The sequence below is a fragment of the Thioalkalivibrio sp. ALJ7 genome (assembly GCF_000376865.1).
GTDB lineage: Bacteria > Pseudomonadota > Gammaproteobacteria > Ectothiorhodospirales > Ectothiorhodospiraceae > Thioalkalivibrio.
Genome location: NZ_AQXQ01000003.1, coordinates 42,372 through 58,756 on the forward strand (window position 1 = coordinate 42,372; position 16,385 = coordinate 58,756).

Below are 16,385 nucleotides of genomic sequence, written 5' to 3' on the forward strand. Positions count from 1 at the left end.
GTACACACTCGCCCGACCGGACACCGGACTGACCCGCGAATGACTATGGACCGAGTTCACATCACGGATGTCACCCTGCGCGACGGCCACCAGAGCCTGATCGCCACGCGGATGCGCACCGACGACATGCTGCCGATCTGCGAACAGATGGACGCAATCGGCTTTCACTCCCTGGAGGTCTGGGGCGGTGCCACGTTCGACGCCTGCCTGCGCTTCCTGAAAGAGGACCCGTGGGAGCGCCTGCACCAGCTGAAGACCGCGCTGCCCAACACGCCGCTGCAGATGCTGCTGCGCGGGCAAAATCTGCTCGGCTACCGTCACTATGCCGATGACGTCGTGCGGGCCTTCGTCGAGCGCTCGGTTGACGGAGGCATCGATATCATCCGCATCTTCGACGCGATGAACGACGCCCGGAACCTGCGCACCGCCATCGAAGCGACGCGCGAGGCCGGTGGACACGCTCAGGGCACACTTTGCTATACGACCGGCCCCGTGCATTCAGCCGCCGAGTTTGTCGCCCTGGGGCGCGAACTGGTGGGCATGGGCGCACAGAGCATCGCGATCAAGGACATGGCCGGACTGCTCACGCCCTCGGCAACTCGTGAGCTAGTCACCGAACTGGTAGACGCCCTGGATGTACCGATCCACCTGCATGCCCACGCAACCTCGGGGCTGTCCGAGCTGTGCCACTGGCAGGCAATCGAGGCCGGCTGTCGGCACATCGAGACCGCGATCTCGGCCTTTGCCGGCGGTACCAGCCATCCGCCTACCGAAAGCCTGGTCGCCGCGCTGGCGGGCACCGAACACGACACCGGTCTGGACCTGGTCGCGCTGCAGAAAATCGGGATGTACTTCCACGAAGTCCGCAAGAAATACCAACGCTTCGAGAGCGAGTACACCGGGGTCGACACCCGTGTGCAGGTCAACCAGGTTCCGGGGGGCATGATCTCCAATCTGGCAAACCAGCTGCGCGATCAGAACGCGCTGGATCGCTTCGACGCCGTACTGGAGGAGATCCCCAAGGTGCGCGAAGACCTGGGCTACCCCCCGCTGGTCACACCCACCTCCCAGATTGTCGGCACCCAGGCGGTGATGAACGTACTCGCCGGAGAGCGCTACAAGACCATCACCAACGAGGTGAAGCAGTACCTCACCGGGCACTACGGCCGCGCGCCGGGACCGACCAACGCCGTGGTCCGGCAGAAGGCCATCGGCAATGCCGAGGTCATCGACAGCCGCCCGGCTGACTTTCTCAAGCCGGAGATGGACCTACTGACTCGCGAGATCGGTGACCTTGCGCAGGGACCGGAGGATGTCCTGACCTTCGCCTTGTTCCCCGAAGTCGGCCGCCAGTTTCTGGAGCAACGCCGCGATGGCACGCTCGATCCAGAGCCCCTGAATCTTCCGGAGAACACCCAGGCAGGCTGTCCAGCGCCGGTGGAGTTCAACGTCACCTTCCACGGCGAGACCTACCACATCCAGGTCAATGGCTCCGGCCACCACCGCGAAGACACCCGCCCAATGTACGTGACCGTCGACGGAATGCCGGAAGAGGTCCAGATCGAGACCCTCGACACGATCGAGACCACGGGTAGCAGTGGCGCGGACCGCGGCCCCGGGAACGGCGGCGGCAAGAAATCCCGACGCGCGACCCGCCCGGGCGATGTCACCACTTCCATGCCCGGCACCATCATTGATGTCCTGGTGGCGGAAGGCGATACCGTGGAGGCCGGTCAACCAGTACTGGTCCTGGAGGCGATGAAGATGGAATCCGAGATTGCCGCCCCCGTATCCGGCACGGTCACCGCAGTCAATATCGCCAAGGGGGCCGCCGCCAACCCGGACGACGCCCTGATCGAGATCGACAGCGCAGATGGCTAAGTCCCCGCGGCACCTGGTACTCGCCTCGACCTCGTCTTACCGGGCCGAGCTGCTGGGGCGGCTGCGGCTGCCGTTCGAGACCGCACGGCCCGGGGCCGACGAGACCCCGCAGCCCCACGAACGGCCCGAGACGATGGTGGTCCGCCTCGCCGAGGCCAAGGCCCGGGCCGTGGCCGATGTCTACCCCGACCACCTCGTGATTGGGTCCGACCAGAACGCGAGTCATGCCGGCCACATCCTCGGAAAGCCCGGCGACGTGGGCCGTGCCGAGGCGCAGCTCGCGGCACTGTCCGGAGAGACCGTGACCTTCCACACCGGCCTTTGCCTGCTGGATACCGCAACGGGCCAGGCCCGAACGGGTCAGATCCCTTCTACCGTGACCTTCCGCGAACTGAGCCCCGAGGAGATCCGACGCTACGTCCAGCTGGACCAGCCGCTGGACTGCGCCGGAAGTTTCAAGTCCGAGGGCCTGGGCATCAGCCTGTTCGCCCGCATGGAGGGCGACGACCCGACCGCGCTGGTCGGCCTGCCATTGATCATCCTGAGTCAGTGGCTGCGCGAAGCCGGGGTAGCCGTGCCGCCGGCGCAACCCTGATACAGGCGCTGCGCCCAAGGGAAACGCTGATCCAGCACGGCTATCCCCGCCCCCAAGACGGCTTGCGCGCCAGGATCTGCACCACCGCCCCGCGCCCGGTGTGAAGCCGCCCCTCAATGACGTCGCGCTCGCGCTCCACGGCTTCCTCGAATTCCAGGCCGTCCAGCTCGGCAACCAAGTCATCCCGCGTCATCATCAACTCCGCGGTGGGCGGCCCGCCTGTGCCCCACTCCAGCTGTGCCGGAGTGTAGGCCTCCAGGATGAAAACACCACCCGGTCGCAGGCCAGCCACGACGTCCCGATGCAACCGTTTCCGGGGCGCCGGAGGCAGGTGACAGAAGATCGAGACAATCAAATCCCACGCAGCCGGTTCAATGCTGTAAGCGGCAAGGTCTGCCACAACCGTCTCGATGCGAACACCGCGATCCTCCGCCAGATGCCGAGCCTTCTCCAACCCGACCGCGGAACTGTCCACCGCCAGGACCTCGAACCCCTGTTGCGCCAGGAACACGGCATTGCGGCCTTCGCCCTCGGCCAGGCAAAGCGCCCGGCCACGCGGCACATTGGCCACGACCGCACGCAGGAAATCATTCGGTTCAGTGCCATAGACGTACTCGTCCGCGGCATAGCGCTCATCCCACATCGACTCTTTTCTCCGGCTCCACAACCCGCGTTCCGACAATTGCCGCAACCTCGGCTTTACCCTACTCTTGCGCGTCCCCGAGTACTGCGACGACCCCTGACATCATGAGCGAGACCCCCACGCTGCGCACCCGTCTGGAAGGCTTTATCGAGGCCCAACTGACCCAGCGCTTCATCATCGGCTTGATCCTGCTGAATGCAGTGACACTGGGCCTTGAGACCTCGGACACGGTGATGGGCTGGATGGGGCCCGTGGTCCTGGCCGCGGACGTCATCATCCTGTCGATCTTCACCGCCGAGGTGCTGACCAAGCTGTTCGTCTACCGTCTAAGTTTTTGGCGCAACCCGTGGAATGTGTTCGATTTCCTCGTGGTCGGGATCGCACTGATTCCGGCCTCCGGCCCATTCTCCGTACTGCGCGTGCTACGTCTGCTACGCCTGGTCTCGCTGGTGCCCAAGCTTCGCTTCATCGTCGAGGCACTACTACGCGCGATCCCGGGGATTCTCTCCATCATGGGTCTGCTGGTACTGATCTTCTACGTATTTGCGATCATCGCCACCGGGCTTTTCAGCGAGTCCTTCCCGAACAAGTTCGGCACCCTCGGCGCCACCATGTACAGCCTGTTCCAGGTGATGACTCTCGAGGGCTGGTCCGAAGACATTGCGCGCCCGGTAATGGAGACCTATCCCTGGGCCTGGGCATTCTTCGTGCCCTTCATCCTGATCGCCACATTCACCGTGCTGAACCTGTTCATCGCGATCATCGTGGACGCGATGCAGCGCATGCATGACCGCTCCATGGAAATCGAACAACAGATGATCCACGAGAGCGTGCACGAGGAAAACAAGGTGCTGCATAGCGAGATCCACGAACTGCAACAGGAAACCCTGAAACTGCAGGAACGCCTGACCCGCATGCAGACCATGCTGGAGAAGCGGGTGAAGTAAAGAGCCTGGGACGCAGGCCCGGCTGCGGCGCTCCGGCGCGGGCGGGGACTTCGCCTGCAAGCAGGCTCCTACCGCGGGTGGGTTGCGGTTTTGTAGGAGCCGCCTTGGCGGCGAAGCCCCTGCCAAAGCCAGCCCCACCTCAACGACCGGTGATTGCGTGGCCCTCAATGCCCCGCCTGCGTGCCCTCGGACGCACAGGAGGCCGCGGGGTCAGGCGTTGACGGCGGCCGGTTCGGCGGCGCGTTCGCCCAGGCGGCGGCCGGTGGCATTCAGTACCGCCTGTAGCGTCGCGGCGGTGGTGTCCTCACCCAGAGCGACCCCGACCGAACGCTCACCATCGACCGTCAGGTCCACGGCGGCCATGGCGCGTGCCTCGGTGCCGGACTCCATCGCGTGCTCGTCGAAGTGGCTGACCTTCACCTCCACTCCGCGCTCGGCCTGCATCGCGGCGGTCAGGGCCTCGACCGCCCCGTGACCCTCGCCCTTCAGGCGCGACTCGCGCCCAGGCGGGCCCATGGTCGCGTCCAACCGCACCACCGGGCCTTCCTTCTCGATCTCGTAGCGCACCAGGTCCCAACCGGCGACCGGCGTCAGGTAGTGCTGCTCGAACAGCTCGTGGATGCGCTTCGAGGAGACCTCGATCTGCGAGGTCTCGGCATCCTTCTGCACGATGCGGGCGAACTCGATCGCCAGCCAGCGCGGCACCTCGATGCCGTAATCGCGCTCCAGCACGTGCGCCACGCCACCCTTGCCGGACTGGCTGTTGATGCGCACGACCTCTTCGTAGCGCCGACCCAGATCGCTCGGGTCGATCGGCAGGTAGGGCACGTTCCAGTGGCCGCCTTTCTCCTTGTAGTGCGCCAGGCCCTTGCGGATCGCATCCTGGTGGCTGCCGGAGAACGCGGTGTAGACCAGCTCGCCCGCCCACGGATGGCGCGGATGGACGGGCATGTCGGTGCACTCCTTGTACACGTCGATCAGCCGTTCCATGTCGGACAGGTCGATGGTCGGGTCGATGCCCTGCGAGTACAGGTTCATGCCCACGGTGACCAGGTCCATGTTGCCGGTGCGCTCGCCATTGCCGAACAGCGTGCCTTCCAGGCGGTCGGCCCCGGCCAGCAGGCCCAGCTCGGCCGCGGCCACACCGGTCCCACGGTCGTTGTGCGTATGCAGCGACACGCAGAAGTGCTCGCGGTACTGCACATGGTCGCAGAACCACTCGACCTGGTCAGCGAAAACATTCGGCGTGGCCGACTCGACCGTGGCCGGGAGGTTGATCACCACCTTCTGGCCCTGATCCGGGCGCCAGATCGCGTTCACCGCGTCCACGACCTCGACCGCGTAGTCCAGCTCGGTGGTGGAGAAGCTCTCCGGCGAGTACTGGAAGATCCAGTCCGTCTGCGGGTACTTCGCCGCGTAGTCACGCACCCAGCGGGCGCCGTTCTCGGCGATGCCGAGGATGCCGGCGCGGTCCATGCGGAAGACCTGCTCGCGCTGCGCCGGGTTGGTGGAGTTGTATACGTGCACCACCGCGCGCGGTGCGCCCTCCAGCGCCGCGAAGGTCTTCTGGATCAGGTCCTCGCGCGCCTGGGTCAGCACCTGGATATACACGCCCTCGGGGATACGGTCTTCCTCGATCAGGCGGCGGGTGAAGTCGTAGTCGATCTGCGAGGCGGAGGGAAAGCCGATCTCGATCTCGGTCAGGCCGATGTCCACCAGCACCTCGAAGAAACGCATCTTCTGCTCGACGCTCATCGGGTGCACCAGCGCCTGGTTGCCGTCGCGCAGGTCCACCGCGCAGAAACGCGGCGCAACCGTGGTGCGCTGCGCCGGCCAGCGGCGGTCCGCCTTGTCGATCGGCGGGAACGGGGCATATTTGGTGTGATCGAAGGCCATCGTGCGCGTCTCCTGTAAGGGCGCGGCCCGGGCCGATCGATCGGCCGCCGCGCTCCGGATTTCTATCTGTGCATTATCCTAACGCATTCATCCGGGCATAACCTTGCGTTTTTCCCTATCAAGGCCTTAGGAAGGATCTATAATTGCGCATTAAAGCTCAATATGCGCAATAATCCACCTATGAAACCGCAACCGCACTCACTGGACCGCTATGACCGCCGCATCCTCGAGATCCTGCAGGAGGACGCGAGCCTGTCGAACCAGGCCCTGGCTGAACGCGTCGGACTCAGCCCCTCCCCGTGCCTGCGCCGCGTCCGCGCGCTGGAGCAGGCCGGCATCCTGCTGCGCCGCGTGGCGCTGCTGGACCGGCGCCGCCTGGGCCTGGAGCTGACCGCCCTGATCCACATCGGCATGGACCGCCACACCCCGGAACGCTTCGCGCATTTCGAGGAGACCGTGGCTGGCTACCCCGAGGTCCAGAACTGCTACCTGATCACCGGCCAGTCCGCCGACTACATGCTGCAGGTCGTCGTGCCGGACATGGATGCCTACCAGGACTTCCTGCTGCGGCGCATCACCCGCCTGGAGGGCGTGGACAGCGTGCACTCCAGCTTTGTCCTGCGCCGCGTCGTCGACCGCACCGCCCTACCACTCGACTACACCCCCACCTGAAACGTCTTAAAACCCAGGGCGAATTCACCACGAAGCCCACGAAGGCACGAAGAAGGTCAAGGGCAAAGGCGTATTAACCACAGAGGACACGGAGTTCACGGAGAAAATCGAAAGGCTTTCAGATGGATGAATACATGTCGCTGTGTTCAGCCGCGCCGGCGAGCCCGCGATGCGACGGACGTTCTTGACCCGAATTGGGCCTTTCTCTGTGCCCTCTGTGTCCTCTGTGGTGCAATCGCCCTTGACCTTCTTCGTGCCTTCGTGGGCTTCGTGGTGAATCCGCCCTTGCCCTGCGGCGAGTCATCCGGATACTGTATATATAGACAGTTACCGGAGGGCGCCTTGTGTCGCTTACTGAACGCCAGCAGGCCATCCTCGACTACATCACCGAGACCGTCGCCACCCAAGGCACGGCACCGACCCGCAGCGAGATCGCCCGGGCCTTCGGCTTTCGCTCGCCCTACGCGGCCGAGTGCCACCTCAAGGCCCTGGAGAAAAAGGGCGCCATCGAACTGCTGGGCGGTACCTCCCGCGGTATCCGCCTGCCCCGCGCCGCCCGGGGCGCACCGACCGAACTGCCCCTGGTCGGGCGCGTCGCCGCCGGGCTGCCGATCCTTGCGACCGAACACATCGAGCGCCACTACCGGGTCGACGACGCCCTGTTCCGCGCCCGCCCGGACTACCTCCTGCGCGTGCATGGCGAGAGCATGCGCGATGCCGGCATCCTCGACGGCGACCTGCTGGCCGTGCGCCAGACCCCGGAGGCCCGGCCCGGTCAGATCGTGGTCGCCCGCATCGAGGACGAGGTCACCGTAAAGCGCTTCGCGCAGGACGGCTCACGGGTGCGCCTGCTCCCGGAGAACCCCGACTTCGCCCCCATCGAGATCGACCTGGAGCGCCAGGAACTGGCCATCGAGGGGGTCGGCGTGGGCGTTCTGCGCGATCTCGACCCCCAGGCCTGAGTCATGGGCGCGCTGGATACCCTGCTCGACCATCCGGCCCTCTGGCGCGGACGCAGCGCCACCCCGGCCCCGGATGCCCCGGTCTGGCCCAGCGGCCACGCGGAGCTCGACCGGGCTCTGGGCGGGGGCTGGCCACGCGGCCAGCTGGTCGAACTGCTGGGCGCCCCGTTCGGCTGCGGCGAGACCCGGCTGCTGGTCCCCATGCTGACCGCCTGCGGCCAGGACGACTACTGGATCGCGGTGATCGCGCCACCAGCCACCCCCTGGCTGCCGGGCTGGCAGACCCTGGGCATCCCGCCGGAGCGGGTACTGCTGGTGCACACCGAGCACGATCGCGACACCCTGTGGGCCGGCGAACAGTGCCTGCGCGACCCGGCCTTCGGCGTACTGCTCGCCTGGCTGCGCAGCCCCGTGGAGACGGCCCTGCTGCGCCGGCTGCGCCTGGCCGCCAGCGAGAGTCGGGCCTGCGCCATCCTGTACCGACCGCCGACGGCCACGGCCCAGCCCTCGCCGGCCCATCAGCGCCTGCGCTGGCAGGCCACGGCCGCCGGACTGGAACTACACTGCCTGAAGGGGGCTGGCCACTGGGCCCGCTCCGGCCACCCGGTGCAGATCCCCGACTCGCCGGGGCGCTGAGATGGGCCAGCCCGCCCGTCCCGCGCGCGCAGCCACACCCCCGGAACCCGCCCGGCAGCAACTGAGCCTGCTGTCGGCGGCGCCCGCCCCCGCGCCCACTCCCCGGCCACCGGAGGCACGCCCCGCCAGTGCCACCCGGGCGCGGCAGGAACACTGGATGGCCATCGAGCTGCCGCACCTCGCGCTGGAGTCCCTGGCCCGGGCGGAACCGGACCCGGAGCGATTGCAGCGCCCCCTGCTGGTGGTGGTGACGTCCGGCGCGGCACCCCGGGTGCACACCGCCAACCGCACGGCGCGGCGCGCCGGGGCTCGACCCGGCATGGCGCTGGGGGATGCGCTGGCCGTGCTGGATACCCCGGAACTGGTCGAACATGACCCGGATGCCCTGCGGACCCAGCTGGAGATGCTGGCCGGCGTACTGCTGCGGTTCTCCGACCACGTGCACCCGGAACCGGAAGCCCACCGTATCCTGGTGGAGGTCGGACGCAGCCGCCGCCTGTTCGGCGGCCTGGAGGCGTTGCGCCAACAGGCACGAGACACCCTGTTCGACCTGGGTTTCCATACCCGCATCGGGCTGGGGCGCAGCCCCGCCGCCGCGCGCCTGCTGGCGCGTCTGCGCAACCCCGCGATCGCGGAGGACCCCGAGAGCCTGCGCCGACTGCTGACACCCGTGCCGCTGGAGGCCCTGCCGCTGGCCGACGCCACCCGCGAAGGCCTGCGCGCCGTGGGCCTGCGCCAGCTGGGCGACCTGCTGCGCCTGTCACGCGCCGAGCTGGCCCGGCGCCACGGACCGGAATTACTGGACCTGCTGGATCACCTGCTGGCCCGACGCGTGGAGACCCTGCCCCGCTTTGCGCCAACCCCGGTGCTGGATCTGCCCCTACGCCTGGAGCACGAGATCCACGCCACCACGGCCCTGGCCTTCCCGCTCAAGCGGCTGCTGCGCCAGGCCGAGGCCCAGTTGCGCGGCCTGAACCGCAGCCTGCAGGGGATGGCGCTGGAACTGACACACCGCGAGGCGCGCACCCGGCTGACGCTGGAACGCGGGCAGCCGGGCATCCGCGCCGACGAGTGGCTGCCCCTGTGGCAGACCCGTCTGGAGCGCGAAACCCTGCCGGAGGCCGTCATCGGCCTGCGCCTGCGGGCATCCCGCCTGCTGGATCCCCCGGACCGGGGCGACAGCCTGCTGGCCGGGGACCCGGCGAGCAGGCCACCGGCGGATCAGCTGCCCGCGGTGCTGGCCCGCCTGCGCGCCCGCCTGGGCGAGCCGGCGGTCACCCGCCTGGTCAACCGCCGCACCCCAAGGCCGGAGGAGGCCCAGGGGTCACGCCACGATCTCGCCGTCATTCCGGCCCCGGTCGCCCCGACACCGGGCCAGCGCGCCGTCGGGGCAGCCCTGTGGCTGCAGGGCCCCGACCCCACCACCCCGCCCGACCAGCCGCAATGGCTGGGACGGCTGGAAGATGGCTGGTGGGACCATGGCCAGGATGCACGGCGCGACTACGCCCGGGCATTCGATCGCCAGGGCCGCCGGCTCTGGCTGTATCGCTGCCTGCGCAGTGGCCAGTGGTATCGCCAGGGTTACTGGGGCTAAGGAAACACTGATCCATGTACACGCTCGCGCTCGAGTCGCTTTTGCGTGGGAACAAGGCGCGGTGACTGCCGTGCAGTCATTCTGCACAAGGGAACCGCAACGCAGGATCGGGGAACCTGGGGTACCAACGCGAGTGTGTACATGGATCAGTGTTTCCCTAAGGGGGGCGCCCCGTCAGCGGTGGTATTCGCCCGCCCGCTCTGGCTGGTACTCGACCTCCACGATTCGCACATGCATCTGCCCGCCACCCGGGCGCGGCCACTCGATCTCGTCCCCCTCGGAAAGCCCCAGTAGGGCACTGCCCACCGGCGCCAGGATCGACAGCGTGCCGCCGCTTTCATCCACGTCCCGCGGGTATACCAGCGTCATCGAGAATTCCTCGCCGGACTCGGTCACCCGGAACCGGACCTTCGAGTTCATCGTCACCACCGCACCCGGGATCTCGTGCGAATCCACCACATCCGCGCGATCCAGCTCGGCCTCCAGATCGGCCTTGCCCAGAAAGGCATCCTCCGGCAGCGATTCCAACAGCTTGTCCAGGCGCTCCATGTCCGTGGTGGAGACGATGATCTTCGGCTTGTTCACGTTCACACTCCAAATACACGACGCGCCCCCAGAGAGACGCGCCAGAGAAGAAAATTCAGGGATTTTTCCGGAAACCGGGAAACGAACTTCGAGATTAGCCAAGTCTCGACGAAAAAGCGATCCAGCCAATCACGGCACTGGAATACCGATCCGCCCGCACGCTCACTACCGGCCCTCGCCGTCCCGCCAGGCCGCATAGCCACCGCGCAGCACATGCGCATCGATTCCCATCGCCCGCAGGCTGTCGGCCACCAGCTGGGACCGTCCACGCCCCCCACAGAACACCACGACGGGCTGCTGGGGGTCCTGCATGTGGGATTCGATGGTGGCCTCCAGCTTGGGCCGGGGAATATTCACCGCGCCCTCAATCGTACCCTCGGCCGCCTCCTCCGGCTGACGCACGTCCACCAGCAGAAACGGCTTCCCGTCCTGGCGCCAGCGGGCCACCTCGGCCGGTTCCAGATGCGGCAGACTCTGTTCCAGATCACCAATACGTTTCTCGAAAAGACTCACGGACACACTCCGAATCGTGGGTAGGCCACCATCCTGTCGCGCGGGCTCAAAGGGAAGGACGCACCAGCAGCGGCACCACCCGAACCGTAAACAGCGCCAGGCCGATCAGCGCCGCCAGAGCACCTGCCGCCGTCAGGATCGCAACCCCCAGGATCCAGCCCAGGCCCATCCCCACCACGGCCAGATGCACCAGGATCTGTGGTGCCCAGGCCCACAGCCAGCCGCCCGCGATCGGGTGCCCGGTAAAGCGCGGCAGCATGTGCTCCCCAAGTCCCATGATCAGCAGCGACAGAAAGCCCAGGGTAAAACCGTGCAACGCGGCCGGGCGCGCCGCTCCGTCAAGAAAAAAGCCCCCCAATGGCAAGGCCGCACCGGCAATCAGCAGCCAGACCATCGCCCCCAGCACCGAGGCCCGGCTGGAGGGCGACAGCCCCAGCCCCACATGCCGGGCCGCCTTCTGCGTACGCTCCGGGGCGGCGCCCACCAGTTCGGTCGCGGCCGTGCGATCCAGCAGACCGATGTGCTTGAGCTCGCCATCGACCACCACCGCCGGGATGGACCGGATACGCAGCCGGGTCGCCAGTTCGCGGCCCTCCGGCTGGCCCATGTCAACCACGGCGAAGTCGATCTGTTTGTCCTCGGCCACCTGGCGCCAGATGCGCTCGGCATCGTGGCAGGAGGCACACCATTCGGATACCAGCAGTTCCACCTTCATGAATCCGTCTCCCCCGGCTCAGTCCGCGCAGCGCATGCAGTGGATGTCGTAACGATCGATCCATTGCTTGAGGCCGACGATCGCTTCGGGCCCGGTATGCAGGCGTTCCAGTGCCTTCTGCGGATCATCCGGCCGCATCACCACCACCCAGGCGTCGGTATAGGGCGCAACGTTCACCAACCCCGGGTCGGCCTCCACCGCGGGGTTAATCCGCTCGATGGTGCCGTCGAACGGTGTGGGGATGCCGCCAGCCCACTTGCCCGACTCCAGCCGCGCCACCGGCTTTCCCGCCGCCCGGTGCGAACCCGGCTTGCGAAAGCGGAAGTACTGCACCCGCCCGGCCATGGTCTGGGCGGGATCGGTAATCCCGAGGGTAAAGGTCCCGTCGTCCTCCGGACGCACCCAGACGTAATCCAGGTCGTAGAACAGGTCATCCGGCAATTCGCAGCCGTTGTATTCCTCGCGTGCCATGCTCAGGCCCCCTTCGGTCCGTAGTGCCGCACGGTCAGCGCGATGTTCACGGCAAACAGGATCATCGCACCCCATGCCATCGCACCACCGACCGCGACGGTCGGGTTATGGAACAGCAACCAGCCCGCGACCATCACCCAGAGTCCGACGTTCGCCAAAAGGAACTGTGCGTGCCCCAACCGTTCGGAGAACAACGAGCGCCCTGAAAAACGAGGCAGCACGTGCAGGCCCACGCCGTAGATCATCATGATCACGAATCCCAGCAGCATCAGGTGCCCATGGATGCGCGGCACGTTGCCCGGGATCAGCCCTGGCTGTGCCAGCCAGACGATGCCGAGCAGCCCGCCCAGCAGGGCGTAGATCAGGGCTGCGAGAATGAACATCCGGTTGCGAGGGTGCATGGAACGCTCCTTGTCGGGATTTGCACAGCGTACTTTAAGTTATATTTGGCATACATTGATCGAAATCAAGACGGCCATCAGCCGTTTCCGTAAAAGTCTTGCCTCAAGGTAACTTTCGAGACCCAAAACCCGCAATGGACTTACACCTTCACAAGCCCATCCCTGGATTCCAGCAGCCTATCGAGCTGCTGCGGGCCTGCCATCGCAGGATCTTCAACTCCCTGGATATCCTGGAGCGCCTGCCGGCACGTCTGCAGGACAACGGTGTCGATGAGGAGGCTCGCACTGCGGCGGACCGAATCCTCAAGTATTTCCACGAGGCGGCACCCAACCATCATGCGGATGAAGACGAAGATCTCTTCCCCCTCCTACGGCGCCATTGCGACCACCCCGAAAGCCACCCACAGCTTTGCGAATGGCTGGATCGCCTCACGGCCGAACACACCGAGATCGAGGCCGGCTGGGATCGCCTGGAGCCCGACCTGGAACGCATCGCAAGCGGTGAGCGGGCGGAGCTCACCGGCGCCGCTGCGTGGATCGAGCAATACCGGGTTCACCTCGATCTGGAGGAACGCGCCGTGCTCCCGTTTGCCGAGTATCTGCTGGGGCCGGAGGACCGCCGCGCCATCGGCGCCTCGATGGCTGCTCGCCGTGGCATCCAGCCAACCGCCGATTGAACCCTGACATGGCGGATTTTGTTCTCGATCTTCGCGGGCTGGCCGAACACGCCCATACCCGCGCCTACTACACCCTGCGAGAACTGCGCACCGCACAGGTCTTCGAGGTCTGGCTGGATCAAGAACCGAAGCTGCTGATGGATGCGATCAGCCAGCAACTGCGCCATGCAATCCACTGGCAAACCCTTGCCGAAGGTCCACCGCTTTGGAAGCTCTCGGTGCAGCGCCGCGAAGACGTCGCCCCTGTGGATCTAGTGGATCTTCTGGAACGCGATCACCTGCGCATCGACCGCCTGTTCGCCAGCGCCCTGCACAAGGTCAATGCCGGCGACCTGGAGGGGGCCGCACCGGATTTCCACGCCTATGTGGATGGACTGCACCGTCACATCCAGGTGGAGAATGAAATGATCGTGCCGCTCCTCGACCTGCCCCGCAGCCCCAATGGACAGGACCCGACCTCCATCATGCTGCGCGAACACGACGAGATCCTGGAACAGACCACGATGCTGGAGCACGAATTCAGCGAAGGCGTGGACGAAGCCTGGGCGGTGGCCCCGTTCTTCGCTCTGATCTCCGGGGCACTGGCAAAACACGAGGGCCGCGAGGAACAGAACCTGTTCCCACTCTGGAGTCGCGCCCTGCGCGAGCGTCCTGATGAAGCCGCTGAATTACTAGCCAGCGCACAATCCAGACTCGATGCCCAGAAGCGCTAAACTCCCCAAAGCGATCGAGCACAAGCACATCCATAGCAGATCCTGCCCGCGACCAAGGACTCTCTACAGCGCGCTATAGTGGATCCGTTGAACCCTCCCCGCCCGGAAGTTGGCTTGCTCCCAAAGTTACCCGCTCATGCTGTCGCGATCATCGTTGCCCTGTTGCTTGCCACAACAGTCAAGGCAGCCACCGAGCAATCCCCCACGCCGGACCCACTGATAGTCGCCCAGGACCACGCCTGGCCCCCGTTTGCCTTTCGCAACGACCACGGCCAGCCTCAAGGGCTTCTGGTGGACCTGTGGCAAGTGATCGGAGACGCCCTCGGACGTCCCGTGGAGTTTCGCTTGGTGGACTGGCCGGAGACACTGGAGGTCGTACGCGAAGGTGAGGCCCAGGTACACGGTGGATTGATTGCCTCGCAGGAACGCCAAGAGTACCTGTCATTCAGTGAGCCACTGCTACCACTGCGCACCTTTGCCTTCGTACGCACAGGCACCCCCAACACCCGGTTGTCCGACCTGGGCCAGGAACCCGTTGGCGTGACGGCCGGGAGTTTCGAGCTGGAATACTTGCGCCGCGAACACCCGGATCTCGAGGCGCGAACCTACAACAACAATGAAAACATGATCCAGGCCGCCGTGGACGGCGAGATCAATGCCTTCGTGGCCGATTATCCCGTCGCGATGTACCTGCTGGATCGCCACACCGTACCCGATCGGTTTCACCCGGTGGAACGCTTGTACGAGCAAGCTCTGCGAGCTGCGGTAGCTCACGGCAACGAAACACTGCTCGCCGAGATCGAGGGAGCCCTCGACACCATCGACGAGGCCCAGCTAAGACAGATCCAACAACGCTGGATCCATGGGCAAACCGTCACCCTCACACCCACTTGGGTAGCTCCGACACTGGCGGCCCTGATCCTGACGAGCCTGCTGGGCTATCTGTTGCTACTAGTACGCCAACGGCGACAACTGACCGAACGAATAAAGCAACGCACAGCCGAGCTGGATGAAGAACGCGAAATCTTTCGTACGCTCTCCGATCACTCGGCCGCCGGAGTATTCATCCTTCAGGGCAAGCATTTTACAACCGTCAACCAGGCCATGGCCCACATCCTGCGCCGGCCCCAATCCTCCCTGCTAAGCCAACCCTTCGAGGAATTCATACACCCGGATCACCGCCAAGCCGTCACGCAACGAGCACGCGACCGCCTGGCCGGCGAGGCCGTACCAGAGGAGTACGAAATCAAGCTGATCACCGCGGACGGCGAGCCCCGTTGGGCCGAACTGAACGCCGGGCGCGTACAGCTGCGATCAGGCCCGGCCACAGTCGGAACAGTTTACGACACCACCCACCGCCGAATGCTGGAGGACCAGCTGCGCGCCAGCGAAACCAAATATCGGCAACTGGTCGAGAATGCCAGCGACATCATCTACACCCTGACGCCCGACGGCATTATCGATTACGCCTCACCTCAATGGACATCGGCCCTCGGTTACCCCATCGAAGAAGTCATCGGTACGCATATCTCGGAATACATCTACGCGGACGACATGGATGCCTGTGGTGAATTCCTCCATCTGATCATTACCACGAAGGGCGAAAGCCAGGAGATCGAATACCGGATCCGCCACCAGGACGGCAGCCTGCGCTGGCACATCTCCAGCGGCGCACCCATTCTCGATTCTCGAGGACAGACGATTGGATACGTCGGCGTGGCCCGCGACAACACCGAGCGCCGACGCCTCCAGGAGGAGGTCGAATACCAGTCGCAATTCAATGCATTGCTGGCCAACCTCTCTTCGGATTTCGTCACTGCCCACGCCGAGATCATTGACGACCGGATCAACGCCGCGCTCGCGAGCATCGGGCAGTTCTTCGAAGTCGGCCGCGCCTATCTTTTCCGGTTATCACCGGAGGGCACACGCATGGACAACACCCACGAATGGTGCGCCCCTGGTGTTTTCTCGGTGATGCACGAATTGCGTGACGTGGAGCTGGCCAGCCTGCCGTGGTGGCAGGACCGCATGCGCGCCATGCTTGCAGCGCGCCGCATGGTGAGCATCCCCGATGTGGCACAGCTACCCGAGGCTGCGAAGGTCGAGAGAGAACTATTCCAGGGACAAGGCATCCGCAGCCTGGTTTGCACCCCCATCCTGGCCGGGCAACAGGTGACCGGTTTTATCGGCATGGATGCTCTAGATGTGATCTCTCAATAGGTTGTCCACGGGACGACTCCGAAGGATGCTGAGTTTGCGGACTGAGCCATTCCCAAGGAGGACGCCCCGTGAACCTTCACCAAAATGCCTTAATGGGCCCCCGCGGTCGAGAGCGGATGGCTCGTCTGGTCGTGGATCACGGCCAGAGCCTTCGGGCCACGGCCCGCGCCGTTGGCGTGGATCCGAAGACCGTGCAGCGCTGGGTCCAGCGGTTCCAGGAGGCGGGCCGTTCAGGTCTTGTGGACCGTTCGTCCCGGCCGCGGC

General features: G+C 65.5%; 18 protein-coding genes. 11 read left to right on the forward strand and 7 right to left on the reverse strand.

Annotated features, from left to right (window positions below):
* Positions 1–45: 45 nt before the first annotated feature.
* Positions 46–1,881 (forward strand): sodium-extruding oxaloacetate decarboxylase subunit alpha, encoded by a 1,836-nt coding sequence (oadA, locus tag D002_RS0100370; RefSeq protein ID WP_018139935.1) that lies wholly within the window; start codon positions 46–48, stop codon positions 1,879–1,881.
* Positions 1,874–2,476 (forward strand): nucleoside triphosphate pyrophosphatase, encoded by a 603-nt coding sequence (locus D002_RS0100375; protein WP_018139936.1) that lies wholly within the window; start codon positions 1,874–1,876, stop codon positions 2,474–2,476. The genes oadA and D002_RS0100375 overlap by 8 nt, the downstream gene beginning before the upstream one ends.
* A 40-nt stretch (positions 2,477–2,516) precedes the next feature.
* On the opposite strand, the gene D002_RS0100380 is transcribed toward D002_RS0100375, so the two are convergent.
* The gene (locus D002_RS0100380) at positions 2,517–3,119 is read right to left on the reverse strand and encodes a bifunctional 2-polyprenyl-6-hydroxyphenol methylase/3-demethylubiquinol 3-O-methyltransferase UbiG (protein WP_018139937.1); all 603 of its coding nucleotides are present in this window, start codon (positions 3,117–3,119) and stop codon (positions 2,517–2,519) included.
* A 104-nt stretch (positions 3,120–3,223) separates the two neighbouring features.
* Between D002_RS0100380 and D002_RS0100385 the strand changes: the two genes are divergently transcribed.
* On the forward strand, positions 3,224–4,066 hold the full coding sequence (locus D002_RS0100385) for an ion transporter (protein WP_018139938.1): 843 nt from the start codon (positions 3,224–3,226) through the stop codon (positions 4,064–4,066).
* A gap of 210 nt (positions 4,067–4,276) precedes the next feature.
* On the opposite strand, the gene D002_RS0100390 is transcribed toward D002_RS0100385, so the two are convergent.
* Positions 4,277–5,962 (reverse strand): 2-isopropylmalate synthase, encoded by a 1,686-nt coding sequence (locus tag D002_RS0100390; protein ID WP_018139939.1) that lies wholly within the window; start codon positions 5,960–5,962, stop codon positions 4,277–4,279.
* Between the two features lie 180 nt (positions 5,963–6,142).
* On the opposite strand from D002_RS0100390, the gene D002_RS0100395 reads away from it, so the two are divergent.
* From D002_RS0100395 to D002_RS0100410, 4 genes are all read left to right on the forward strand, one after another.
* A complete protein-coding gene (locus tag D002_RS0100395; protein ID WP_018874978.1) occupies positions 6,143–6,634 on the forward strand; it encodes an Lrp/AsnC family transcriptional regulator in 492 nt (163 codons plus the stop codon).
* 344 nt (positions 6,635–6,978) lie between these two features.
* Positions 6,979–7,596 (forward strand): transcriptional repressor LexA, encoded by a 618-nt coding sequence (gene lexA / locus D002_RS0100400; RefSeq protein ID WP_018139941.1) that lies wholly within the window; start codon positions 6,979–6,981, stop codon positions 7,594–7,596.
* A gap of 3 nt (positions 7,597–7,599) precedes the next feature.
* Positions 7,600–8,232: a translesion DNA synthesis-associated protein ImuA gene (gene imuA, locus D002_RS0100405; protein WP_018139942.1), complete on the forward strand. Its 633-nt coding sequence runs from the start codon at positions 7,600–7,602 to the stop codon at positions 8,230–8,232.
* A 157-nt stretch (positions 8,233–8,389) separates the two neighbouring features.
* Complete coding sequence (locus tag D002_RS0100410) at positions 8,390–9,826, forward strand: DNA polymerase Y family protein (protein ID WP_018139943.1); 1,437 nt, start codon at positions 8,390–8,392, stop codon at positions 9,824–9,826.
* A 174-nt stretch (positions 9,827–10,000) separates the two neighbouring features.
* Here D002_RS0100410 and rnk read toward each other — a convergent pair whose 3' ends face one another.
* From rnk to D002_RS0100435, 5 genes are all read right to left on the reverse strand, one after another.
* Positions 10,001–10,411 (reverse strand): nucleoside diphosphate kinase regulator, encoded by a 411-nt coding sequence (gene rnk, locus D002_RS0100415; protein ID WP_018139944.1) that lies wholly within the window; start codon positions 10,409–10,411, stop codon positions 10,001–10,003.
* A gap of 165 nt (positions 10,412–10,576) precedes the next feature.
* Positions 10,577–10,924: a rhodanese-like domain-containing protein gene (locus tag D002_RS0100420; protein WP_018874975.1), complete on the reverse strand. Its 348-nt coding sequence runs from the start codon at positions 10,922–10,924 to the stop codon at positions 10,577–10,579.
* A gap of 46 nt (positions 10,925–10,970) precedes the next feature.
* A complete protein-coding gene (locus tag D002_RS0100425) occupies positions 10,971–11,639 on the reverse strand; it encodes a thioredoxin family protein (protein ID WP_018139946.1) in 669 nt (222 codons plus the stop codon).
* Positions 11,640–11,657: 18 nt separating this feature from the next.
* Positions 11,658–12,110 carry a glycine cleavage system protein H gene (locus D002_RS0100430; RefSeq protein WP_018139947.1) on the reverse strand — a complete coding sequence of 151 codons (453 nt, stop codon included), beginning with the start codon at positions 12,108–12,110 and terminating at the stop codon, positions 11,658–11,660.
* Positions 12,111–12,112: 2 nt separating this feature from the next.
* On the reverse strand, positions 12,113–12,511 hold the full coding sequence (locus D002_RS0100435; RefSeq protein WP_018139948.1) for a hypothetical protein: 399 nt from the start codon (positions 12,509–12,511) through the stop codon (positions 12,113–12,115).
* Between the two features lie 134 nt (positions 12,512–12,645).
* Here D002_RS0100435 and D002_RS0100440 point away from each other — a divergent pair, with 134 nt between their 5' ends.
* From D002_RS0100440 to D002_RS13905, 4 genes are all read left to right on the forward strand, one after another.
* Positions 12,646–13,188, forward strand: coding sequence for a hemerythrin domain-containing protein (locus D002_RS0100440; protein ID WP_018139949.1), 543 nt, complete (start codon positions 12,646–12,648; stop codon positions 13,186–13,188).
* 8 nt (positions 13,189–13,196) lie between these two features.
* Complete coding sequence (locus D002_RS0100445) at positions 13,197–13,901, forward strand: hemerythrin domain-containing protein (protein ID WP_018139950.1); 705 nt, start codon at positions 13,197–13,199, stop codon at positions 13,899–13,901.
* Positions 13,902–14,015: 114 nt separating this feature from the next.
* A complete protein-coding gene (locus tag D002_RS0100450) occupies positions 14,016–16,121 on the forward strand; it encodes a PAS domain S-box protein (protein WP_018139951.1) in 2,106 nt (701 codons plus the stop codon).
* A 68-nt stretch (positions 16,122–16,189) separates the two neighbouring features.
* Positions 16,190–16,385 (forward strand): helix-turn-helix domain-containing protein (locus tag D002_RS13905; protein ID WP_155996072.1); only part of this gene is annotated, 196 nt, incomplete at its 3' end.

Bases quoted from the DNA above. Each gene is read 5' to 3' on its own strand.
- oadA (WP_018139935.1), top strand. From the start codon at position 46: ATGGACCGAGTTCACATCACGGATGTCACCCTGCGCGACGGCCACCAG.
- D002_RS0100375 (WP_018139936.1), top strand. From the start codon at position 1,874: ATGGCTAAGTCCCCGCGGCACCTGGTACTCGCCTCGACCTCGTCTTAC.
- D002_RS0100380 (WP_018139937.1), bottom strand. From the start codon at position 3,119: ATGTGGGATGAGCGCTATGCCGCGGACGAGTACGTCTATGGCACTGAA.
- D002_RS0100385 (WP_018139938.1), top strand. From the start codon at position 3,224: ATGAGCGAGACCCCCACGCTGCGCACCCGTCTGGAAGGCTTTATCGAG.
- D002_RS0100390 (WP_018139939.1), bottom strand. From the start codon at position 5,962: ATGGCCTTCGATCACACCAAATATGCCCCGTTCCCGCCGATCGACAAG.
- D002_RS0100395 (WP_018874978.1), top strand. From the start codon at position 6,143: ATGAAACCGCAACCGCACTCACTGGACCGCTATGACCGCCGCATCCTC.
- imuA (WP_018139942.1), top strand. From the start codon at position 7,600: ATGGGCGCGCTGGATACCCTGCTCGACCATCCGGCCCTCTGGCGCGGA.
- D002_RS0100410 (WP_018139943.1), top strand. From the start codon at position 8,390: ATGGCCATCGAGCTGCCGCACCTCGCGCTGGAGTCCCTGGCCCGGGCG.
- D002_RS0100425 (WP_018139946.1), bottom strand. From the start codon at position 11,639: ATGAAGGTGGAACTGCTGGTATCCGAATGGTGTGCCTCCTGCCACGAT.
- D002_RS0100430 (WP_018139947.1), bottom strand. From the start codon at position 12,110: ATGGCACGCGAGGAATACAACGGCTGCGAATTGCCGGATGACCTGTTC.
- D002_RS0100435 (WP_018139948.1), bottom strand. From the start codon at position 12,511: ATGCACCCTCGCAACCGGATGTTCATTCTCGCAGCCCTGATCTACGCC.
- D002_RS0100440 (WP_018139949.1), top strand. From the start codon at position 12,646: ATGGACTTACACCTTCACAAGCCCATCCCTGGATTCCAGCAGCCTATC.
- D002_RS0100445 (WP_018139950.1), top strand. From the start codon at position 13,197: ATGGCGGATTTTGTTCTCGATCTTCGCGGGCTGGCCGAACACGCCCAT.